At 44.1% G+C, this 22,207-nt stretch carries 19 protein-coding genes; 4 read left to right on the top strand and 15 right to left on the bottom strand.

The features are described 5' to 3' along the window. Positions 1 to 60: 60 nt before the first annotated feature. The 12 genes from tssH to MD535_RS00855 form a co-directional block, all read right to left on the bottom strand. Positions 61 to 2,742, bottom strand: coding sequence for a type VI secretion system ATPase TssH (tssH, locus tag MD535_RS00910; protein ID WP_265673009.1), 2,682 nt, complete (start codon positions 2,740 to 2,742; stop codon positions 61 to 63). A gap of 154 nt (positions 2,743 to 2,896) precedes the next feature. Beyond that, positions 2,897 to 3,967 carry a type VI secretion system baseplate subunit TssG gene (locus MD535_RS00905; RefSeq protein WP_265673008.1) on the bottom strand — a complete coding sequence of 357 codons (1,071 nt, stop codon included), beginning with the start codon at positions 3,965 to 3,967 and terminating at the stop codon, positions 2,897 to 2,899. After that, positions 3,958 to 5,718 (bottom strand): type VI secretion system baseplate subunit TssF, encoded by a 1,761-nt coding sequence (tssF, locus tag MD535_RS00900; protein ID WP_265673006.1) that lies wholly within the window; start codon positions 5,716 to 5,718, stop codon positions 3,958 to 3,960. Before tssF ends, MD535_RS00905 begins: the two co-directional genes overlap by 10 nt. Then, positions 5,711 to 6,133: a GPW/gp25 family protein gene (locus MD535_RS00895; protein ID WP_265673005.1), complete on the bottom strand. Its 423-nt coding sequence runs from the start codon at positions 6,131 to 6,133 to the stop codon at positions 5,711 to 5,713. The genes tssF and MD535_RS00895 overlap by 8 nt, the downstream gene beginning before the upstream one ends. After that, the gene (locus MD535_RS00890) at positions 6,130 to 7,536 is read right to left on the bottom strand and encodes a type VI secretion system contractile sheath domain-containing protein (protein WP_265673004.1); all 1,407 of its coding nucleotides are present in this window, start codon (positions 7,534 to 7,536) and stop codon (positions 6,130 to 6,132) included. The genes MD535_RS00895 and MD535_RS00890 overlap by 4 nt, the downstream gene beginning before the upstream one ends. 60 nt (positions 7,537 to 7,596) lie before the next feature. Then, a complete protein-coding gene (gene tssC, locus MD535_RS00885) occupies positions 7,597 to 9,075 on the bottom strand; it encodes a type VI secretion system contractile sheath large subunit (RefSeq protein ID WP_265673003.1) in 1,479 nt (492 codons plus the stop codon). Continuing rightward, positions 9,072 to 9,578 (bottom strand): type VI secretion system contractile sheath small subunit, encoded by a 507-nt coding sequence (gene tssB, locus MD535_RS00880; RefSeq protein ID WP_265673002.1) that lies wholly within the window; start codon positions 9,576 to 9,578, stop codon positions 9,072 to 9,074. The genes tssC and tssB overlap by 4 nt, the downstream gene beginning before the upstream one ends. Before the next feature lie 20 nt (positions 9,579 to 9,598). Continuing rightward, positions 9,599 to 10,120, bottom strand: a complete 522-nt coding sequence (locus MD535_RS00875; protein ID WP_265673000.1) for a type VI secretion system tube protein Hcp — start codon at positions 10,118 to 10,120, stop codon at positions 9,599 to 9,601. 32 nt (positions 10,121 to 10,152) lie between these two features. Continuing rightward, on the bottom strand, positions 10,153 to 11,565 hold the full coding sequence (locus MD535_RS00870; RefSeq protein WP_265672999.1) for a type VI secretion system protein TssA: 1,413 nt from the start codon (positions 11,563 to 11,565) through the stop codon (positions 10,153 to 10,155). A gap of 235 nt (positions 11,566 to 11,800) precedes the next feature. Next, on the bottom strand, positions 11,801 to 12,103 hold the full coding sequence (locus MD535_RS00865) for a PAAR domain-containing protein (protein ID WP_265672998.1): 303 nt from the start codon (positions 12,101 to 12,103) through the stop codon (positions 11,801 to 11,803). After that, entirely contained in the window at positions 12,100 to 12,681 is a 582-nt protein-coding gene (locus tag MD535_RS00860) for a DUF6931 family protein (protein ID WP_265672997.1), read from the bottom strand. Before MD535_RS00860 ends, MD535_RS00865 begins: the two co-directional genes overlap by 4 nt. A gap of 3 nt (positions 12,682 to 12,684) precedes the next feature. After that, the gene (locus MD535_RS00855) at positions 12,685 to 14,676 is read right to left on the bottom strand and encodes a type VI secretion system Vgr family protein (protein WP_265672996.1); all 1,992 of its coding nucleotides are present in this window, start codon (positions 14,674 to 14,676) and stop codon (positions 12,685 to 12,687) included. Between the two features lie 301 nt (positions 14,677 to 14,977). On the opposite strand from MD535_RS00855, the gene MD535_RS00850 reads away from it, so the two are divergent. Next, the gene (locus tag MD535_RS00850; protein ID WP_265672995.1) at positions 14,978 to 15,613 is read left to right on the top strand and encodes a hypothetical protein; all 636 of its coding nucleotides are present in this window, start codon (positions 14,978 to 14,980) and stop codon (positions 15,611 to 15,613) included. Positions 15,614 to 15,712: 99 nt separating this feature from the next. On the opposite strand, the gene MD535_RS00845 is transcribed toward MD535_RS00850, so the two are convergent. The 3 genes from MD535_RS00845 to MD535_RS00835 all read right to left on the bottom strand — a co-directional run bounded on the left by MD535_RS00845 (position 15,713) and on the right by MD535_RS00835 (position 19,030). Then, a complete protein-coding gene (locus MD535_RS00845) occupies positions 15,713 to 17,239 on the bottom strand; it encodes a tripartite tricarboxylate transporter permease (protein ID WP_265672994.1) in 1,527 nt (508 codons plus the stop codon). Positions 17,240 to 17,247: 8 nt separating this feature from the next. After that, positions 17,248 to 17,745: a tripartite tricarboxylate transporter TctB family protein gene (locus tag MD535_RS00840; RefSeq protein ID WP_265672993.1), complete on the bottom strand. Its 498-nt coding sequence runs from the start codon at positions 17,743 to 17,745 to the stop codon at positions 17,248 to 17,250. A gap of 310 nt (positions 17,746 to 18,055) precedes the next feature. Next, positions 18,056 to 19,030, bottom strand: coding sequence for a tripartite tricarboxylate transporter substrate binding protein (locus MD535_RS00835; protein ID WP_265672992.1), 975 nt, complete (start codon positions 19,028 to 19,030; stop codon positions 18,056 to 18,058). Positions 19,031 to 19,321: 291 nt separating this feature from the next. Between MD535_RS00835 and MD535_RS00830 the strand changes: the two genes are divergently transcribed. From MD535_RS00830 to prpC, 3 genes are all read left to right on the top strand, one after another. Continuing rightward, positions 19,322 to 20,008 (top strand): GntR family transcriptional regulator, encoded by a 687-nt coding sequence (locus tag MD535_RS00830; RefSeq protein ID WP_265672991.1) that lies wholly within the window; start codon positions 19,322 to 19,324, stop codon positions 20,006 to 20,008. Between the two features lie 66 nt (positions 20,009 to 20,074). Next, complete coding sequence (gene prpB / locus MD535_RS00825; protein ID WP_265672990.1) at positions 20,075 to 20,971, top strand: methylisocitrate lyase; 897 nt, start codon at positions 20,075 to 20,077, stop codon at positions 20,969 to 20,971. A 103-nt stretch (positions 20,972 to 21,074) separates the two neighbouring features. Next, positions 21,075 to 22,205 (top strand): bifunctional 2-methylcitrate synthase/citrate synthase, encoded by a 1,131-nt coding sequence (gene prpC / locus MD535_RS00820; RefSeq protein WP_265672989.1) that lies wholly within the window; start codon positions 21,075 to 21,077, stop codon positions 22,203 to 22,205. The last annotated feature ends 2 nt before the right edge of the window (positions 22,206 to 22,207 follow it).

Raw genomic sequence — 22,207 nt, 5'->3', positions numbered from 1 at the left:
TTATGATCTCAACATCTATTATGTTCTCAACATCCATGCCGCGCATGAATTGAGCTAAGCCTACGAGATGCTTAGCTCGAAGTTACTTCCTGATATACCTGTAACTTCCACATGATTGATGGTTTCGCTTCGACTCAAGCGTAATATGCATTCCTCTGCGAGCTTAGGCATGAGAGAGCGGTTAATAATTTGTTCTACGGCTCGTCCTCCCGTGGTTGGATCGCTGTTTTTGTTGATGACATAATCAACGAAACTCTCATCCCAGTGAAAGGTTGCTTGATATTGCTCGGCGAGTTTCTTCTTAATTCGATTAAGAGCAATTTCAGTGATTTTCGCCAGTTCGTTGTCGCTGAGTGGGTAATAGGGAACAATCGTAGTACGACCTAGGAAAGCGGGTTTGAAAAACCGCTGCAGTTCTGGACGGATTGTTTCCAATAGCACGGCGTTATCTAGCGTCTCTTCGCTGTCATCACAGGCGTCACAAATCGCTTGGTCTGCAGCGTTAGAGGTCATTATGATAATGGTGTTTTTAAAGTCTACCGTTCGTCCTTCGCTATCTTTAATACTCCCTTTATCAAAAATTTGGTAGAAAAGGTCATGCACACCGGGATGGGCTTTTTCCATTTCATCTAGCAGTAATACGGAGTAGGGGTTTCGACGAATAGCCTCGGTTAATACGCCGCCTTCACCGAAGCCTACGTATCCGGCTGGGCTTCCAAGCAGCATAGAAATCTTGTGTTCTTCTTTGAACTCAGTCATGTTGATCACGGTCAGATCGTTTGTGCCACCGTAAAGTTGCTCAGCAAGGGCCATGGCGGTCTCAGTTTTACCTACACCACTTGGTCCACACATAAGAAACACGCCAATAGGTTTACGATTATCAGTCAGACCGGCTCTAGAGATCCGAATTGATTTTGCTAGCTCTTGTTTGGCCACGTTTTGCCCAATGACTCGTTGATCCAATTGCGATTCTAAACTTAGTAGTTTTTCTATTTCGTCACTGAGCATGGTGCCGACGGGAATACCCGTCCAGCTGCCAATGATTTCAGCGATGGTATTGGCATCTACTAGTGCTTGAACAAGTGGGGTTTCTCCTTGCAATGTTGATAAGTTCTCGCGTAGTGCAGAGAGATCGTGTTGTAACGTTGCGAGGTCGTTGCTATTGCCATCTTCTGCGCTGATGTCTGTTTGAGTATCACTCAGTTCATCATCGCTTGATTGAACATTGCTAGTTTCGTCATTGACATACTTGCCCCAATGCCCAATTTGAGTTTGTAGCGCTTTGATTTGGTCAACCAGGTCTACTTCTTTTAACCACTGGCTGTTAAGGCTTGTTAACTGCGCTTCATCCGCGTTAATTGAGGTCAGTAATGATGCGATTTCTTTTGAATCGCCACCAAACAAATCTTGTTCTTTTTGTCGCGCAACCAGTTCGTTTTTTTTGTATCGGATACGTTGTTCTAGCGATTCAATAAGTTCCGGCTTTGCGCCTTGTGTCAGTGCAATACGTGCACTGGCGGTGTCTAATAAGCTAATGGCTTTGTCGGGTAATTGACGAGAAGGAAGGTAACGAACAGACAGGTTGACCGATGCCTCAATTGCTGACTCGGTGATAAAAGCCCCGTGATGTGACTGCAGTGAATCCGCAACCCCACGTAACATTTGAATGGCATCCTCAGCGCTTGGCTCTTCAACCGTTACAAGCTGGAATCGGCGGGTGAGGGCTGGGTCTTTTTCAAAGTACTTTTTATACTCTGCCCATGTGGTTGCCGCGAGGGTTTTAAACTCTCCTCTGGCAAGTGCGGGTTTGAGTAAATTTGCCGCATCGTTTTGACCTGCGGCACCGCCCGCACCAATAAGGGTATGCGCTTCATCAATAAAGACGATAATCGGAGTTTCAGAATTTTTGACTTCGTTGATCACGTCTTTGAGTCGATTCTCAAATTCACCTTTAACGCTCGCCCCTGCTTGTAGCAAGCCTAAATCGAGAGAATGAAGCTGAACGCCTTGAATCGCGGAAGGGACATCGCCGGCTGCAATACGCAACGCTAGACCTTCTACCACCGCCGTTTTACCAACGCCCGGCTCACCAACGAAAATTGGATTATTCTGTCGCTTTCGACATAGGATATCGATAGCTTTGCGAACTTCACTATTTCGCCCGGAAATCGGATCAATTTTGCCATCGAGTGCTTGCTGGGTGAGGTTGATTGTATACTTGGACAATGCGTCACCTGAATCTGATGATGCTTGACCAGGGACGGAGCCTGCTTCTTTCGATACTTTAGTTTTAGTGATGAGTCCTTGCAGTGCTTGTGAAGAAACCTCACTTAAACTCGCCAGAGTGAGGGTGGACATGCCCATGACGTTTTGCTGCAGTAAACTTTGTATAAGGTGTAAGCTGATGATTTGCCCTTGCCCAAAATTGACAGACGCGATCATCCAAGCATCTTTAATCAGCTCTGTTAATTGCGGACTTAGCGTCGGTTGCCCCTCATTGCCCTTTGGCAATCGTCCTACTTTAGTGGTGAGCTCATTGACCACTTTCTCCACATCTATATTTTGTGAGCGCCATAATTGAGTTAAGCCGTCATCTTTTTGAGAAATTAACTGTAATAGCCAGTGCTCTATCTCAATTGCGGGAACGCCTTGGTTCATTGCAGCGCCAGCTGAAATCTCAAGGGCTTGTTTGAGTTCCGGTGATAGCTTACTTATTAAGTTAGTTAACGTTACTTGCGCCATGAATCCTTCCTTGTGTTCCATTACTCTTGCGGATGTAAAAATGGTTCGTTTCAATAATAAATCAATGGTTCGTTTCAATAACAAATAGTTGTTTCAGTGTTTCTTCGTGCTTACATCGTGGATGCAGATGTTACTGCTCCACCGATAACCACTTCTATCTCAGCCGTATTTTGACTTTCTTGTCTGGATAGCGCTCGGGAGCAAGGCAATCCACTTCTCCTAACCTTGCAGCATTGTGATCATGATGACTGAGAATGGGTGAGCCTAAATATCGGCGTAGAATCAACAAGTACACCATGACGGGGGTATCGTCCTTGAGGTAGTGCCGTACGATATCTTTAACCGAATTGGCTAAGTGGTGATCGGAGCGTAATTGTTTTACTTGTATCCGGTTTTCTGGCTCGATATAAACCTGGATACCGCTATTGGGCACTTCACATTGACTGCCGAGTAGTAGGCCTTCTCCTAACGCATTGTTGTTTCTTAGATGGGCAGACTTAGCAATAGTTGATTGAGCATTAATGGGTAGCTTTCTCTTTTCTGAATGCACGACGTCAACGTGAATTCTTAGTTCAAAATAGTCATTCAATATTTGTTTAAGTATTGTCACATTACGTGAGTTTTGACCGAATAGCAGGGTGTAACGAAACAGGGATTTGGCATGGCTGGGTAAGCCAGATATTTTCGCTAGACGGTCGTAAACATGGTTATCGTGTTCGTGTTGTAACAATAGCCAACGTTGAGTGCGTAAGGTGTATGTAATCTCGAAAAAACGGTGATTAAAAATATCTAAAAACGCTTGTAGTCCATTTTCTTCCTGATGTATTGAGGTCAACAGCTCCTCGTAGATATAGTCAGGAATCACCCCTTTTACACCTGAAAGGGCGGACATCGCGAGAGTCAGTTGAATACCAGTAAAGTCAGCGTTGACTGCATGAATTTCATGATTATCACCATCGGGCATTGGTGCCGCTTTATAATGAATGGATAACCGATTTTTTCCCGATGAATGGGAGTTGACCGCATTCAGTAACCTAACAGCTTGGGTAAAGTCAAAGGTATCTGGAGCACGGTACAGCGCATCAACTAATTGATGTCGTGGCAATGACGAGGCAGGAGGCATAAGCGCACGGTTTGTTGATGGAGTGATTGATGCCATCGAAATGACTCGCTTTACGGTCATGTTCTTTTGACTATTGTTGTTAGTACTTTTGCTCAAAGACATAACTGACCCCCATGCGCTTTTGGAAAGGTTATTCCACGGTGCTGTTTACCGTACTGACTAACGTGCAATTGAATATAGCGGTCAAAGCTACAAAACTGTTTGAAGAATTCGTTAAGAACGAGCGTAAAAGCGTGATGCGGCATGTCGGTATTTAGCTCAAGATAAATTTCAGTCCCGGGAACAAAAATATTTTTGTTGTGAACCCGAAGGGTGGAAACTTGAGTTTTGAAAGCGATGTTATGAATGCTGTTGATTTCGTCCAAATCCGTTGTGTCGCTAGAGAAAAGTTTAAACATATCTTTTATTTGCTTAGTTGGATCTTCACTACGAAGTAGCGAGTTAAAGTTACAACATAGCAACGCGATGACTTGACTTAGATTATCGTCATTGGCTTCCATTTCAACGGGGGCGGAAGGGGGATAAAGCAAGGTTAACTCCCCCGGCAAATCAATGTTTTCAAGTGAATCTAATTGACCAGATACACTGCAGGCTAATTTGCCGTTACTTGATAGTAAGCTGGCAACTAGAATTGCTTTTTCGCTTTGGTCATGAGTATGAGATACCACCAATTCGTATTGTTTATCTAGATCTTTTTTGGCTTCCCAATACATTGGGCTTTGGTTTATATCACTGCGCTTTTGGTGGTATTTTTCACCAAACATTGGGGTTAGAGTTTTGTCACCGTATGACGTGATTTGTCGTACAGATAACACGTCGATGATATCAATCGGTGAGTCGTCAAATGCGTCTGCCGCAATCGGGTAGGCTAACTTTCTCCCATCTAGATCAATAGGTTCACTGGTTTGAGTGAATAAATTTATGATGGGAACAACATTGAGTTTAATCACATCGGTATTGAATAAACGAAGAAACTCTGCGGGAATATCGCTCAGGAAAAAATTGATGAAGAGAGTACTATCGTTGATGGTGCTAATGGCTTGTTTAAATCCTACCAACTGGAAAAATTGTCGCTTCTCTTTGAAAAGAAAAAACTCGCGAATCATTTGGTAGCCATCAAATTGCTGGCCTTTTTGCGGTAGAAAGTGAAAAGAGGGATCGCAAACTCGATTGCTGAGTGCGGTTTGTTCCAACTGCGCGAGTGTATTACCTTGACTATCAGAAATAGAGATGGCTAAACCGTTAGCTAGGAGCATTTCGACGAGTGATTCTGCGTTATTAGCAAACCCTTTGACGAAAAAATCGAGCTCTTGGCTTTGTAGCGTGGAGAATAAAATATCGTCGTCGCCAGTAGACAACTTAATCTGTAGTAACCCATTCGCGAGTTCGGCTCGTTCTGGTTTGCTGATTGGGAATGGGGCGGTTGAGGCAATGACATCGTCAATATTAAATGGATTGATATGTAAGCGGTCGACAGTTTGAAATAAACATTCGTGTGAACCTATAGTCGACGCTAGACGACTGCCTTTAGGTAATTCGCTTAGCTCGGCTATTGGTTCGGCAGCGACAAGCTCTGCGTAGCCCACACTTGGCGTTGTTTGGTTAAGGGAAGGATAAATGACATTGATAATACTTTCGACAATGCTAGGGATCTGATTTTTTAGCGCCATTTCTGTTTTGGCATTAAGTAAGGCTACGCCATCTAAAAGGCGAGCGATACTGGGATCCTCAATTTGACCCTGATGAAGGTTAAGCGCTGAGGCAAACTGAGAATGCTCATCGGAATAGTGCCCTAATGCTCTCCTCAAAAAGGTCAATTCTCTTTCATAATAACGCAGCAATGGGTCAGTCATAGTCTTCCTCTGAGAGTTGAGCACTGAAATCACTGAGAGCGATTTTAGAATCAAAGATCAGCGTTTTTTTGCCTTTACTACTGGCGTAACGGGCAATAATGGTGAATAAGATAGCGTTGCATCCTTCGTGACGCTCGACCATCTCAACACTTACATCGGAGAGTCTTGGCTCAAAAGTGATTAACCAAGATTCCAAGCGTTTGGCCAGTTGGGCTTGGTCTAGATTGGCGTTGAGCAACTGTACATCAGTAATACCAAAAGCGTAGTTGGAACGACGGACCTCTTGGTAATAACTTGATATCGCCATAAGAGGCGCTTCGGATTCCAATAACTTGGTCAAATGATAGCGAATATCATCTAACTCGTTGTCGTTGCTGGTATGAGTAGGGCTAATAAATGCTTGATAGAAAGTCATTTCATCATCTCCCCAAGTTCCGTTGTTAGGACGACTTCGCCGTTGAAGTGATCAAACTGATATTGAGGAACGATCTTTAATGTACAAGAAAAATGACCGGGGTTGGTGACGGACTCATTAATTGAAACATGAGCTTTGCTTAGGGGGTACTTTGCGAGGGTTTCTTCATTAGCGTAATTGACGTTACTTGAGAATTTCTCTATCCAATTGCGCAGAAATTGTTCGCACTCGCGAATGTCGGCAAAGCTACCAATCATCTCTCTTACTTGTACTTTCAGGTAGTGAGCGACGCGGCAACACATGAGTGTTGTCTGTAACTGGGCTAAGACTTTGTCGTTATCATTGTCGCTTGGTGCCCACACCGAGTTATTACCATTAAACAAAAGCTTGCCAGTGAGGTTATTGCGAGCAAGAGGAATAAACCCTTGATTGGAGTAGAACGTCGCTATTTTACCAAATAAATAGGCGTCACATTCATGATAGCTTTCCGTTCTCTCAGCGCCATTCCAACCAATGACTGAGCCCTGATCTTTATCATTCCAACGTGCTTTTAGGAAACCAAACCACCCAATTCTATGGTGCTCTCTCATGATAATTCCGAGGAAAGCAATGCACGCATTTCCCCAAAGGGTTTCGGTACTTTCCTGGTATAGAAAACCAGCCCGACGATGTGTGTAGCGTTCACGAAGTTTGATACTTGGCATGGCCAAACCTAGAAATCGAGCACTCGGCATCGCTCTAAGTTCTTGCCATGCAAGGTAGTCGGTGCTTTGAAGTATTTTTTTGATTCGGGTTGTATTCGTGAGCCAATCGGCGCCAATATCTGAGAAAAACTGTCGGTCAGGAGAGCTCAACATAGGGCATAAGGTTTGTTCGCCAAGTTGACTAATAAGACCAAGTGTATACATGTCATCGAAATCACTATTGATACTTAAATCAATGGAAATAGGGGCAGTAAATGCGATACAGCCAAATGGTTGTCCACCGAGTGTGTTCAACTCATGGTTACCAATAACGTTGAATAGTCGAGTTTGTTTAATGGAATAGGATTGGTTAAGGTCCTTAGAGACTTCTTGCCAATTCATGTCGAGCAATTTTAACTTTGTTCTTTGGCGGCTCACAGGCTGGTGGCAAAGGTACTGGATCTGTCTCCAGTTTGCCTCCAAAGACTGAAATTCTGAATGATGTAAAATAGTGTCGAGCTGTTTAGACAAGCGGGTATCAAGTTCTAAAATAAGCTGACTGATAACGGATATAATAGACCGATCTTTAACCAGATTATTTACCTCGTCGTCTGGAAGTAATTCGGAGATCAATAATATGGCATCACGTAAAAACGTATGCTCGGTATGATTTAAAGCATTAAACTTATTTTGCCAGTCTGATTTAAACATCGTCATCAACTACTACAGCAATTACAGCAGATAGGGAGCCGCAGTAACAAATCACTGCGGCACGTTGTCCTATCCAGGTATTTTCGCAACCATGCGAACGGAAGTGGTGAGCTCTTCAAGTTGTAGCCAAGGTCTCAAATGCGCAATTGCGGAATAAGCACCTGGTTTACCTGGCTGTTCAACCACTTGGATTCTAGATTCGGCGAGCGGTGTTCTTGCTCTTGCATCGTTGCCAATAGCACCAGCGTTGGTGTATTGGTCGATCCAAAGTTGCAGTTCTCGCTGAACATCGTTGGCTTCAAGGTTAGATCCAAGCTTGTCTCGCCCCATAACTTTTAAGTAATGGGCAATGCGACCACTCGCCATAATGTAGGGCAGTCTAGCGGATATAGCAGCGTTGGCTGTGGCGTCAGGATCGGTATACGTCTTAGGTTTCTGTGTCGTTTGTCCACCAATAAACACGCCGTAGTTGGTGTTTTTATAATGAACCACCGGTAAGAAGCCGAGATCACTTAGCTCTTTTTCTCGTTCGTCAGTTAAGTTAACTTCTGTTGGACACTGCTGGACGAGGTCACCTGCTTCAGTTTTGTATGTAAGGTTTGGCAAATTCTCGACTTTGCCGCCGTTATCTAAACCACGAATAGCGGTACACCAACCATAAGCGGTAAAGGCTTGAGTCATTTTCAAACCCAGATCATAAGCGGCGTTTGACCATACAAGCTCGTTATTATTTTCTGGTTTTGGGTTACCATCCATATCGGTATCCAACTCTTCGTAAGCAAAGACGTTAGTGCTGAGACCTTTTTCCCCATATGGAAGACGAGCGAGGGTTCTTGGTAATGTGAGTGTTACGTAACGAGCATCATCACTTTCTCTAAATGAGTTCCATGCAGCATAGGCAGGAGAATCAAAGCCAGCCGCAACTGGTTTACCCTCGTCAAATGTAGAGAAACTGTTGAACTCGAACATATTTGCGTTAGCCGCGGCGACGAAAGGCGCGTGACAGGCTGCCGCTACTTCCCCCATATACCTAAGCAATGCGACATCTTCATCTTTAGCGCTAAACTCATAGTCACCAATAAAGGTGCCGTATGGTTCGCCGCCAGCAGTGCCATATTCGCCTTGATATAGAGCGTTAAATAGTGGGCTGCGATCAATCGCTGGTGCGTCTTCAAATTGCTCAAGTAGTTCTTCTTGAGAGAAATCGACCATCTTGATCTTTAACGAGCGACCAAGATCGCTTTCCTTAACCATCTTTTGTAAACCACGCCACGACCCTTCCAGCTTTTGAAAGTCATCTTGTTGCATGACAGTCGACAGCTGCTTTGATAACTTTTTATCAATTTCACCAATGGCATTTTCAATGGTTTTCGTTAGATTCTTATCCCAGGTTACGGTTCCAGAAAGGGCTTGTTGTGCTAAGACGGAAAACAGCTCTTTAGTGGTATCTGCTGGGGTTTGCACTGTGGCTTCAATTGCCCGATCGAGAAAACTCAATGAGCCTTCTTCGGTGGCACTTTGGCCTTGAACGTCTGCTTCAGTACTCATGATTCTTCTCCCTCTTTTTTAATACCTAGCTCCTCCGACAGTGCACTAATGGTGTCGGCGCTTTGCAAAACTTCCTTAAGCAGTTTTTCAAGGTCTCGAGAGCGGTCGGCTTTTGAGAGCAGGACTTTAAGTTGATTACGGGTTTCAACCAGTTTTTTTAGTGGTTCAACTTGGTCGATGATGGCTTCAGGCTCAAAATCTTTCATTGAATTGAAGGTAAGACTGGCTTCAAATTGACTGTCGTCATCGGCAAGCACATTATCGACTTTCATCGAAAGCTCAGGTCCAACGCGCTTCATAACGTTATCGAAGTTATCTTTGTCTACGTTATAAAACGTGCGATCTTCAACATCTTCTTTGTTGGCTTTATGTCCTGAATAGTCGCCAATGACGCCAACAACAAACGGAAGCTCTTTGGTTTCAACTGCACCATTTGTTTCGACATCATAGGTGATACTTACGCGGTTTTTACTTACGCGTTTATGCTGAGAATTTAGTGCCACAACATCTCTCCTTCGTTAAATTAGCTTGCGGTCGATGTGACTTTCGCTTGGGTAGCATCAAAACCAACTTCTGGACCCTTTTCTATCTTCCCGCCTTCACCTTCGATGTAGTACGCTTTAGAGATTTCGGTATAGGTGAGTGCAAAGGTTTCATTGGGCAGTGACCCATCTGTTCCCGTCATGGTGTAGCTAGACATCCGAGCTTCTTTGAGGGTTAAGATTAAATAGGGATCGGCACCGGAACCATCACGGTTTGGTTTGGTCATAACGATCTCAATCGTTTTCCCTTCTGGTCCGGGCGCATAAAGGAAGGTAGTTAGATACGGTGTCGCGCCATCACAGCCACGACCAATGGATATCTCGCCAAGTGCTACCATGCCTTGATCGGCATTGTTAGCATTACCTACATCAATGCCGACACCACGAACCGCACCCCAAGACACATTGTTAATGGAAAAAAAGCCGTCTTTGCCACCGATTTTCTCAATGGTTGCAGCGCCTTTTGGTTTTGTTCCGTCGATTCTCATAAAAATTGAAGCCATTTGTTTTCTCCTTAGCGTTTCGCTTTAAACAATTACCAATTAAAATCTGATATTTCAGATTTAGTATTGGTTTGATTTTCTTCGGATTCATTGTGCGCAGATGCCGAGCCAACTGCATCGGTATTGCTATTGCTATTGCTATTAGCGTTTATGGCTGTTGATGACATATCTTCAGCAACGCTATTGGTTTGACGTTTTGTTGAAGGGGTGGTCAACTTAATTGGCTTGTCATTAACACCAATCAGAGCATCAATATGGTTTAAGGCAGACGGGTCATGGCCCATGAGTACGCTCATCAATTCGGGCAAAGAGAGATGCCCCCACTGTATGGCGCGTTCTAATAGATAGGACGTTGGGCTATGAGGTTCGGTCTGTCTAAAGTACTCAGCAAGCTCACCAAGTTGTCTGAATGCTTGTTCGCGGTTTTTGAGTTGCTCGCATGAATTGAGCTTAGGTGTATTGAGCGCGTTCATTGGCGAGGTTGGTGTATTTGACTTACTCACTTTTGATACCGAGTCATTTGGAGTCAGGCTCTCTGACACGGTGTTATTTAATAGTGATGCGCCGAGAGTTGAGTCTTGTTTGATAGAAGCTGCGTTACCTTCTGTCGGTTGATTATCTTTTGATTCAGAGTTGACTGCGTCCAATGGCCAGCGGTCGTATTTATCGCCAACCAAAATACGCAGTGCTTGGAGTAGAGTTTGGAAAATATCGTGTACATACTTGAGACGAATAGGGGCAATATTAGCTTCTAAACATCGACGATTGAGTGCGGTTTCAACTTTTACTAGTTCAGATAAAATGCTATCGAGCGCGAGTACATTGTCTGTCACAGAGCTATTGAATTGATCACTGGCCTGTTTCTTTAGGGCATCAACTGTTCCACTATTTTCGGCATGGAGGTAGTTTGAATAATTAATATTACCGACAAGATGAATAAACTGTGCAGGCATGAAGAGAGCGCCAGCGTCAGGCGCATCCCCAACAAATTGCATCAGTGGTTTTATTCGAAATTCTGCGCGTTCTTTTTGTTGGTTATCATCCGTATCGCTGTTGGATTTGCTGTTGGGTAAGGTGGGGTGGAGTGAATCCCAAAAGGTATCAAGGTACACGACTAACAGCCGAAATCCGTTTGCTAAGTCCGGCAGTGGACTATTGCTAAAAGCAAGCGTAGTGATATACCAGCTTAATAATTCAAGGTCTTTGGTCTTTTGGCAAAGTGCTTGCTCTACGGTGTCTCGGAATGTTGACCAATTGTGACGATTTACGTCGACTAAATCCGCGTCGTTAAAAGTTTCTGGTGTTTCGATCAGTTGTCTGAAAGAAGACAATGACGCATTGTAGCGGTTTCTTATTGCGCGGTATTCGGTGCGATCTAGCTTAAGATAGCCGCCAGTTGGCGCTTCTGTAGAAATAGGGGCGATAAGATTCTCAAAACTATTCATGTCATTCCTTTGACAATGTTTCACTTTAACATCGTTACTTAACTTTCGATTGAGTTGTTTAATGTAGTTATTATCAAAAGTATTAACAAAGCTATTACATTATTAAGCTAATAGTAGAAGTGATTTCAGAAAAGTCTCGAAAAAACAGTATAATTTGTAATATCCACCCATTACACGGCTTTTTTTAGAGGAGTATCACATGGAAAGTGTCAATAACATGACCAAAAACAAGGGTTTATCCACCTATTAGTACTGTGGGCATTCCCACAACAATTGTACCGCCGTGTGAGGTTGTGTCGCCAAGTCGAGCGGCTGGGCGATTTGAGATGAGTACGGTTGCGCTGCCTTTTACTATCGAATCAGGTGGGCCGACGCATGTACACATGTCGCCCATTACCGACGCGGGCATGTTACCAATAAGAACCGTGGGTACCCCAGGCCCAATGATAGGGCCACCAACGTGAGGAATAGGCGGAACTGCAGGGGTTTGCATTGGGCAAACATGCATATCGGTGATTCTCGAGGCTGGTAATGTCATACGTCTCCTAAGCCTCCGTTGGCTATGTTCGTCGCGATTGTGATGGCTTGTTGGTAATACTCCTTTTGTCCGTCCCATTCAGGTAGCGCTGCAGCCATGTTAATCGCGCCAGAGGATGCTTTGGCGTAAAGTTTGGGGTCGGGCAAGACACTGGGTAATTCAGGAGAGACAATGCTCCCAGACCCATTCCAAAAGATACCTTGTGCGAGCCAAGATGGTGCGCATTGCAATTCAAGGCGATTGGCAAAAAGTTCGCAACGCCGTCTACCTTCTTCTGAAGGGGAAAATATCCATTGTTTACAAGCGGATAAGCAGGCCATTTGCGATTGGTTCCAAGTGTTGTTACGGCGAGATACGCAAAGGTAAGCCCAAAGTAATGCTTCCCTTACTGGCAACGCATGGGCTAGAAACTGGACAAGGTCAAAATATAAGGTTTGCTCTTGGAGTTCATTAATGACTTCTTTGATCGTCGTTTTTCCTACGATAACCGTTGGGAGATCTTCTGAAGCAGTAAACAAAGGCAAAATTTGTTCGGGACTGACGTAGGGGATTTTTTTGTATTCAAGTATTTGATTCATTGTCTAATTCACCTTAACGATCGCACCTTTGACTTCCGTCATGACGGCGCCATTGATGGAGGCTTTTAAGTTTGACTTTACATCCGCTGAGAGTTTCGCTTGTGCTGTTAATGTGGTCTGAGCATCTAGCGTAAGGCTTGCCCCTTTAATGGTTCCGCTCCCCGAAGCATCTACAGTGACAGAAGCGCCAGACAACTTTGCCGATGTTGATCCTTTTGCGTCTACGGTCATTCCGCTTAAAGTGAGACCATTTGACGCCTTGATATCCACGGCACTTGATTCTATCTTAATGGCGGATGAGCTAATGGTGATTTTACTGGACCCCACTTTTAGTTCTAGTGAGTCTTCCCCTTCAATGGTGACGGTTTTCCCTTTAGCACAAAGCGTTTTAGTCACATTCAGTGTCATAGCATCTTGAGCGGTATAGGTAACCTGCTTAGTAGCGGTGTAAGCCACTTCGCCTTTTACCGTTGTCGTGTGATTGTTTTCTACATCGATGGTGTAGTCTTTTGCAGCGTGTTGATAGAACAGTTCATTGTCTTTCTTATCGTCAAAGTACCATTCGTTACTTTGACCTGTCAGCATCGTCTTTACCCCAGATTTTGTAGCGTTGGCTTCTTTGTAGGGTGGACTATGCTGGCTGTTGTAAACGGACCCAGTAATAACAGGGCTATCAGGGTCGCCATTAATAAAACTGACTAATACTTCTTGCCCTGAACGAGGAATGAATTGGCTACCGTACCCTTTTCCAGCCATAAGTTGAGCAACACGGACGTAACAGCTCGTGCTGTCTCCGCTTGTTTGTGTGTCCCATTGGAAGAGTATTTTAACGCGTCCTTGCTCATCTTGATTGATGTCTCCCGCTGTCGAGCCTGCAACAATGGCACTTTGTAAACCATGAATACTCGGCTTCTTGATCAGCGACGGTAGGTAAGGCGTAGTATTGGGTATCACGGTGACTTCACTTTGACAATCGCCTTGTCCTGAGTTGCCCGAATGATAATGAATGGACTGTTTGACAACCAGATAATCGCCTAGTTGGGCGCTGTCAGCATGGCTTTCTAGGGAAAAGTACTGTCCGATAAAAAACGCATCAATATCGCTGGTGGCAATGATTTGACGGTAATGGCTTTGCATCGCTTCGACGCGTTTTTTTACCAAGGCTGCGAGATCCGTCATGTCCCCGGTAATTGAATCATTGCCGTATTGATTCAATGATAATTTGGTATTGTTGGCAATGGTATTCGTGGCTTTACTCGTTTTACTGCTGACCAACTTTGATTGGCTGTAGTCATAGTTAGTCAGCTCGATACTGGTTGAGTGAAATTGATGCTCTGATTGCCATGATTGAAGTAAGGGGTAATCTCCAGATGGCTCAGAGGCCATATCAAATTGATGGATCTCTGCTTTGCTAAATGGCTTTTCAGCATCTTGAAGAATAAGTTTATGGCTTGATTCAGAGTGCTCGAAGTAATATTGAATACCATCTTGAGCTAATAGCCGACAAATAAAATTGTAGTCTGACTCATTGTACTGGATACAGTACTCTCTTTTTGTAGAAGGTAGGGAGTTCGCACTATAAAGGCTGCTAAATCCAGCATCAGAAAATATAGAAGACACAATGTCTTTGGTACTTTGGTTTTGAAATACTCGGCTGTTTTGGGTGAACGTTAGTAGCCATAGCCAAGGTCTTAAAGTGATGGTATAGGACGCATATTGTTTGCCTTCGTCGTAGCCATTGTTGATGATATTTGTCACGTATCCATTGAAACTGCGTATGAGCTTTTGCTTCCCAGATTCAAAGGTATACCGATTAAGCGTCATCGTTTGCCCTAATTGCTCTGTTGCCGAAAGCCCCTTTGCATATAAAACTAACGTTATTTCATAGGGCTCGAAGAAGCGCTCGTGAACGGTAGCCTCAGATACCAAGTATTCATTGCTGTTGTAATCTTTCGCTGTGAGCTCACTGGTCGACGCTAAATACGGTTCGGCCATGTTATCTTCCTTGAATTAAGCGCTTGATAATCATCTAAGATTAGCAGCTGAGGAAATAAATAGGAAAATGAAAGGGATATTGTGAGGAATATCTACTAAAAGGATAAGTAATCACAATAAAAGCAAGGTTAAATCAGTGTAAGTTGCCGATAATTAATGATTTTTATGAAGTGTTGTATTTTGTTTCATTGATATTTGGGAATGTATCACATATTTAATGGCGAATACTTTGGTCTAAATAAAGCATGCTTTACTTAGACGTGTGACTCACTAATTAAAGTACGGCTAAAAAGGAAGAAATATGCCACTGTCATTACAAAATGCTTACGACCTGATGCAGAGTGATTTAGAAGAATTTCTTAATCGTGTACCTATCACTATCTCTGGCGCAGGGAGTAAAGTAAAAGCGGTTCAGTATTATTTATCAGATACAGGCTATAGCTCATTTGGCAAAATTAAGGGAATGCCGAGTAAAGAGATTCGTCGTCGATTTTCTACAATGAATTATGGCAGTACAAAAGGACCGGTTAGCTGTATACACATACCGGTGACGTCATTCGATAAGCTTACATCGGACTCTTTTGTCAGGGTCAATGGCTATAACACCTCCAATTTTTTATGTACCACACAGCTATCTGGCTGCACTTTTGCGGTTAGGAAAAATAAAGATGGGTTGGATTTTACCCATATTCAACCAACGGATACGGTACACGGACCCCAAGTTCAACAGCACATGGCGCAGAGTTACGAAGTCTCGTTTGGTCGTGGGCAAGTTAGTGACGGTACGACTTACGCAGCAGGGACGTCGGTCACGATTATGGGGCAAAGAAAAAACAACCTGTGGGAGGTGTTTGCTCAATATCAAGATACAGATAAAAATGTACTTGGTGTTGTGTGTATTTATAAGGAGCCAAGTTCGGTTGCTTATGTCACGTAACTTCGTTCGTCTGCAGTATCGAGAACGAAGGGGGAAAAAACGAGCGCAATGAATTAAGCCTTCCCTGGATGGTAAGTGCCACAGGGAAGGCATGGATTTTTAGGATTCTACCTTTTTCGGATGATAGAAGACTCTCTTTATTACTGAAATTAGCGCAGGGCCAATCAATACCGCGATTGCCAATGAAGTAAAGGCGAGTGTGATAGGACGATCCCACAAGAAACTCATTTCTCCATCAGCGATCATCAAAGCACGACGAAGGTTCTCTTCCATTAATCCACCCAATATAAACCCTAATAGTAGTGGTGCCAGTGGAAATTTTGCGAGCCTAAGAGCAATGGCTGCCATCGCCACAAGGATCATAATAAATACATCCATGGTATTGAATGAAACTAGATAGACACCAGTGATTGAGAAAAAGATGATCATGGGTAGCAGAACGGTTCTTGGTACCGCGAGTAGCTTAGAGATATATGGAATCAAAGGAAGATTCAGTATGACAAGTACGACGTTACCAAAGTACATAGAAATGATGACTGACCAGAATACGTCAGGGTGTTCAACGAACAGGCGAGGTCCTGGTTGAATACCATAGGCAATCAGTGCACCTAACATAATTGCTGTGGTCCCAGACCCTGGAATACCAAGTGTTAACAATGGGACAAACGAGCCGCTTGATGCTGCGTTATTGGCCGATTCTGGCGCCACGAGCCCTCGGATGCTACCTTTGCCAAATTCATCGCGCTTTTCTTTCGGAGCTAAGTTTCGTTCCATACCATATGACAAGAAGGCGGCAATAGTAGCACCAGCGCCCGGCAATACTCCGGTGAAGAAACCAAGAATCGAAGATCGAATGGAGACAGGAGCCACCTCTTTAAACTCTTCTTTGGTGACTTTCATGCTACCGATGTCACTCATGAGATTTTGCTCTTCACTTCTGGTGTCTTGTTCGGGCTTTAAAATACCCATTAACGTTTCACCTAGTGCAAAGGTTGCCATAGCCAGCAAAAGAAAGCTAAAACCATCCATGAGATCAGTTAAGCCAAAGGTAAAGCGCTCAACACCCACCCCTTTATCAATGCCAACGGTAGAAATCATTAGCCCTAAGATAGTCATCATCCAAGCCTTGATGACTTGTCCTTTACCAGCAAATGCAGCGACAGCAGAAAGACCTAGCAGCATGAGAGCAAAATAGTCCGAAGATTGGAAACTAAGAGAGACTTGGGCTAATGCAGGCGCTGCGATCAAAAGCATAATGGCAGAAAGTGTTCCGCCGGTAAAAGAGGAATAAGCTGCGAGCGCTAGCGCTTTGCCTGCTTGACCTTTTTGCGCCATTGGATAGCCGTCAAACGCCGTAACCACGGTGGATGAACACCCCGGAGCATTAATTAAAATGGAGGAGGTTGAACCGCCAAAAACCGCCCCGTAATAAACACCAGCCATAAGAATGAGCCCAGAAGATGGATCGAGTCCGTAGGTGATTGGGATCATTAGGGCAATCGCAGAGATAGGACCTAATCCCGGTAACATACCGATAAAAGTCCCCACAAAACACCCAACGATCACCATCATGATGTTCATTGGCATGATGGCCGTAGATAAGCCTTGTAAAATTCCGTCTAACATAATGGATCCTACCAAAGAGTAAATATAATGCCAGGCTCAAGGTAAATATCTAGGCCTTGAGTCAACATGAGATAGAAAGCGATCACAAATGGAAATGAAGCGCCGAACAGGACTTTTTTGCGTCGTTCACCCAGTAAATAGAAGCCGAACATCAGAAAAAAACCGGTAGCAAGGACAAAGCCCAAATAAGTCAGTCCTAACCCGTATAGCGCCATTAGAACAATGAACCCTCCAAGCAGGAGCCAATTCATATTAGTGTCAGATTCACTTTTTTCGTCGGGTTGTCCGGTGACAAGCAGTAGCAGAGATAAACCGATACCAATAAAGGTGAGTATGGTAGGTAAGGTGCGAGCGGTGAAAGGTTCGTATTCATCTCCGGGAAACATAGGAATAAGCGATGCTTGGTATCCATACCCAAGGCATAACACGAGAAAAATCATCGCACCTATACGATCACGGCAGAGTAAATTCTGCTTAGTAAACGTCTTTGAGGTGAAATTTGACATAACTGGCTCCAGTGAATAATCAAATAAACTGCAAAAATGAAGCAAAGAAAAAAGCCATCCATAAGGGGTCGATGGGCATTCGACCGAAGAGGGTAGTTAACAAAGACTTCGCTAAGGACTCATAACGAGAGACTCTGTCAGCGATACCCAATAAACAAAGGAGTACAGCTAGTCACGCTAACGAATTGAAGGATTCGTTGTTGTGTCTTATGGACGGCAAAAATAAAGGTTAGAAGAGGTCTACTCAACTAAATTAATACCCGGTAGACCGGAGAGCGATTTACCAGGACATAGGCTCTAAGAGTCATGACTATTTATTAAGGAAACCAAGTTCTGTCATCAGTGTACCCATTTGTTTTTCTTGATCTTCTAGGAATTTATAGAAGTCTTGGTCAGGTTTGTAGTTGTCGATCCAACCATTACGGTCACGAACCACTGCCCATTCATCGGTGGTGTACATTTTCGACAACGCATCTGTCCACTCTTTTACTTTTTCTTCGCTAGCTCCAGGGGCTGCAAAGAATCCACGCCAGTTAGCAAAGACGGTTTCGTTACCGTATTCGGTGAGTGTTGGGATATCAGGTGCGGCTTCTAAACGCTTTGGTGCTGTCACGGCAATCACTTTCACTTGGCCTGATTTAGACATTTCCAATACTTCGCCTAAGCCAGTAGAAAGTAGCTGAGTTTCACCAGATAACAGTGCTGCCATCGCTTTACCGCCAGCATCGTAGGCGATGTAACGTACTTTCTTAGGGTCAAAACCTTCGCCTTTAAATGCTGCTGCTACGACGAGGTGGTCCATACTGCCACGCGCTGAACCGCCAGCAATTTTCACTTTTCTAGGATTTTCTTTGAAGTCTGCGACCACGTCTTCCCACGTGTTATATGGCGAGTCTGCAGGGGCGACAATCGCGCCGTAATCGGCAATAGTTGCCGCGACAGGCGTTAAATCGCGGAAAGATTGTGGAAAGACACCAGTTAACGAGCGAACCACGATAGGGGTGGAATTCACCATCAGCGTATCTTCTTGGCGTTCAGCGGTTTCGATTAAGTGAGCAATGGCTTTGCCGCCACCGCCGCCGGATAGGTTTTGAAAAGAAACATTGTCGACAATATCCGCTTTTACCAATACGTCACCAGTTCCACGAGCCGTCATATCCCAACCGCCACCTGCACCACCAGGGATGATGAAATGTATTTTTTCAAGATCAGCTGCATAGCTACTAAATGACAGTGTTGCGGCCACGATTGACGCTGCGAGTGTTGGTTTTAATGCCTTAAACATGTTCACGTTCCTTATGTTGACTTTTGTCTGCCAGTATTTGCTCACCTGACGGGACCTCTTTGGGTTAGTTAAAGGTTATGCATTTGTTACAAACTCATCAATAAAGCGTCGATATTGAGAATAAAGAGCATAGGGTGAATATTGTTCATAAAGTTCGCGGAGTAGGTGAATGTTAGACATTAGTCTACATTGTCGACAGTGTGATTGATTTTTGCTCGATATGTTGCTTAAATAGCCAGGAGTTTAGCGAGATTGTTAACAGTTTGGCTTTTGTAATAGGTGATAGCGTAGATGAATGTAGATCTAGTAATGAGCGTTGAAGTCTCTTCCAAAGAAGCAACCAAGTCAGAGAATTTAACAGAGTGTCTTATAGAAGATATCGTTCTGGGTAGAATTGCATCCGGGAGCAAAATATCTGAACCCGAATTGGCAAAGCGTTTTGAAGTGAGTCGTGGTCCCTTGCGTGAGGCCATCATGCGACTAGAAGGACTTGGACTTATTGAACGTATTCCGCATGTCGGTGCTAGGGTCATCTCATTGTCTCAAGATAAGTTAATAGAGCTTTACTCCGTGCGTGAAGCTTTAGAAGGGATGGCTGCAAGGTTGGCTGCACAGCATATTAGTGATGAAGAAGTGATTGAGTTGGAAGGGTTATTGGCAAGGCACTCAGAGCATATCGATGAAGTCGACGGAGCATCGTACTTTCATCAACATGGTGATTTTGATTTCCATTATCGGATAATTAAAGCGAGTCAAAATAGCCAGTTAGTGAACTTATTATGCAATGAGCTATATCACCTACTCAGGATGTACCGCTACCAATCACCAAGAACTCAGTCTCGTCCAGAAGCCGCCTTGAAAGAGCACTTATTTATTTTGGATGCCATTAAAAATAGGGACCAAGAATTGGCAGAGCTTCTTATGAGACGCCACATATCAAGAAGCAAAGCCTTAATAGAGAAAAATCTAAATAGTTAATCAACATTAATCGCGGTGCTCATGATTGTAGACAATTAGAGCAGGACCCTCGACAAGGAGAGGAAAATGTCAGTATCCCCAGGTCAATTATTTCGTGACGCTGTCACAAGCGCTAATCCATTGCAAGTGGTCGGCACGGTAAACCCTTATTGCGCCATGATGGCAAAAAATGTCGGGCACCAAGCCATCTATCTCTCTGGCGGCGGAATTGCCAATGCGTCGTATGGTTTGCCAGATCTTGGTATTACCACCCTTAACGATGTCTTAGTCGATGTAGAACGTATAACCAACGCCTGTGATTTACCGTTGCTTGTTGATATTGATACTGGATTTGGCGGTGCTTTTAATATCGCGCGTACGATTAAAGCACTAGAAAAAGCGGGCGCGGCTGCCGTTCATATTGAGGATCAAGTCGCACAAAAACGCTGTGGACATCGTCCTAACAAAGCGGTGGTAAGCCAACAAGAAATGGTTGATCGCATTAAAGCAGCGGTGGACGCCAAAGTGAACGATAGCTTTGTCATCATGGCGAGAACCGATGCTCTAGCAGTCGAAGGGATGGATAAAGCGATACAGCGTGCCATTGCTTATGTTGAAGCGGGCGCTGACATGATTTTCCCCGAAGCGATGACGTCATTAGCGCACTACCAGCAATTTAAGTCGGCGTTAAACAAGGCAACGGGGAAAGAGGTACCTATCCTTGCCAATATTACTGAATTTGGTCAAACCCCTCTGTTTGGTTGTGATGAGCTTGCCAGTGTTGGTGTTGATATGGTGCTTTATCCTCTTTCAGCATTCAGAGCGATGAACAAAGCGGCGGAAAACGTATACCAGCACTTACTAGATGTTGGTAATCAAGAGGCGTTGACGGGGGAGATGCAAACGCGAGCCCAGTTGTACGAACACTTGAATTATCACAGTTACGAAGACAAGCTAGATCAGTTGTTTGCTGATCAGAAATGATACGTGAAATAACGAACGGTAAGAAAAACAATTAACTAATCCAATAACATGATGCCGTGATAATAGATCCTATAAAGGACAAGAGCGGGAAAAGGAGTTCAATATGCCTAATTCAACACTAGGTGGAGCAGGTCTTAGAGGCCAGAGCGCGGGTACCACATCGTTATGTACCGTCGGTCAGTCGGGAACGGGGTTAACGTATCGAGGCTATGATATTACCGATCTTGCTAACAATGCACAATTTGAAGAAGTGGCGCACCTGTTACTTCGAGGTCACTTGCCGAATCAAAAAGAGCTGGATGAATATAAAACAATATTAGTCGGATTGCGCGGGTTGCCAGAACCTCTGAAGCATGCGCTAGAGTTGATTCCCGCCGACGCTCATCCAATGGATGTAATGAGAACGGGTTGCTCTATGCTAGGCAACTTGGAGCAGGAATTAGACTTTTCACAGCAAGAATCTGCGACAGAAAGAATGTTAGCGTTATTTCCTGCGATTATTTGTTATTGGTATCGTTATAGCCATGACGGGGTGCGAATTGACACCCAAGACTATACGGAAGATTGTATTGGTGGGTACTTTCTTAAAATGCTCACTGACAAAGCACCCTCAGAGCTGCATAAGAAAGTCATGCATTGCTCTTTGATCCTATATGCTGAGCATGAATTTAATGCGTCTACGTTTGCCGCCAGAGTCTGTGCGTCAACGCTTTCAGATATTCATTCATGCGTCACAGCTGCAATTGGCACCTTACGTGGTCCACTGCACGGTGGGGCAAATGAAGCGGCAATGGATATGATCCAAGATTGGCGTAGCGCTGAAGAAGCGGAAGCCAACATCATGCAAATGTTGGTTAATAAAGACAAAATTATGGGCTTTGGTCACGCCATTTATCGAGAGAGTGACCCAAGAAATGCATTGATCAAACGTTGGTCAGAATCGTTATCTGAAGCGGTTGGGGATACATACCTTTATGACGTTTCAGTTCGGGTTGAATCGGTAATGAAACGTGAGAAAGGTTTGTTCTGTAACGCTGACTTCTTCCATGCTTCTGCTTATCACTTCATGGATATTCCCACTAAATTGTTTACACCAATTTTCGTTATGAGTCGATTAACTGGTTGGGCTGCGCACGTCTACGAGCAGCGAGCTAATAATCGCATTATTAGACCAAGTGCGGATTATGAAGGACCTGATGCAAGAGAATGGGTCGCTATTGACGAGCGTGATTAACC

It is taken from the genome of Vibrio qingdaonensis (genome assembly GCF_026191675.1).
Taxonomy (GTDB): Bacteria; Pseudomonadota; Gammaproteobacteria; order Enterobacterales; family Vibrionaceae; genus Vibrio; species Vibrio qingdaonensis.
This window is presented reverse-complemented; position numbering and strand designations above follow the sequence as displayed.

Coding starts and splice junctions, on each gene's coding strand:
- MD535_RS00905 (WP_265673008.1), bottom strand. CDS start 3,967: ATGTCTTTGAGCAAAAGTACTAACAACAATAGTCAAAAGAACATGACC.
- MD535_RS00865 (WP_265672998.1), bottom strand. CDS start 12,103: ATGACATTACCAGCCTCGAGAATCACCGATATGCATGTTTGCCCAATG.
- MD535_RS00845 (WP_265672994.1), bottom strand. CDS start 17,239: ATGTTAGACGGAATTTTACAAGGCTTATCTACGGCCATCATGCCAATG.
- MD535_RS00840 (WP_265672993.1), bottom strand. CDS start 17,745: ATGTCAAATTTCACCTCAAAGACGTTTACTAAGCAGAATTTACTCTGC.
- MD535_RS00850 (WP_265672995.1), top strand. CDS start 14,978: ATGCCACTGTCATTACAAAATGCTTACGACCTGATGCAGAGTGATTTA.
- prpB (WP_265672990.1), top strand. CDS start 20,075: ATGTCAGTATCCCCAGGTCAATTATTTCGTGACGCTGTCACAAGCGCT.
- tssF (WP_265673006.1), bottom strand. CDS start 5,718: ATGACTGACCCATTGCTGCGTTATTATGAAAGAGAATTGACCTTTTTG.
- MD535_RS00870 (WP_265672999.1), bottom strand. CDS start 11,565: ATGAATAGTTTTGAGAATCTTATCGCCCCTATTTCTACAGAAGCGCCA.
- MD535_RS00835 (WP_265672992.1), bottom strand. CDS start 19,030: ATGTTTAAGGCATTAAAACCAACACTCGCAGCGTCAATCGTGGCCGCA.
- MD535_RS00895 (WP_265673005.1), bottom strand. CDS start 6,133: ATGACTTTCTATCAAGCATTTATTAGCCCTACTCATACCAGCAACGAC.
- MD535_RS00855 (WP_265672996.1), bottom strand. CDS start 14,676: ATGGCCGAACCGTATTTAGCGTCGACCAGTGAGCTCACAGCGAAAGAT.
- MD535_RS00860 (WP_265672997.1), bottom strand. CDS start 12,681: ATGAATCAAATACTTGAATACAAAAAAATCCCCTACGTCAGTCCCGAA.
- prpC (WP_265672989.1), top strand. CDS start 21,075: ATGCCTAATTCAACACTAGGTGGAGCAGGTCTTAGAGGCCAGAGCGCG.
- MD535_RS00875 (WP_265673000.1), bottom strand. CDS start 10,120: ATGGCTTCAATTTTTATGAGAATCGACGGAACAAAACCAAAAGGCGCT.
- tssH (WP_265673009.1), bottom strand. CDS start 2,742: ATGGCGCAAGTAACGTTAACTAACTTAATAAGTAAGCTATCACCGGAA.
- MD535_RS00830 (WP_265672991.1), top strand. CDS start 19,322: ATGAATGTAGATCTAGTAATGAGCGTTGAAGTCTCTTCCAAAGAAGCA.
- tssC (WP_265673003.1), bottom strand. CDS start 9,075: ATGAGTACTGAAGCAGACGTTCAAGGCCAAAGTGCCACCGAAGAAGGC.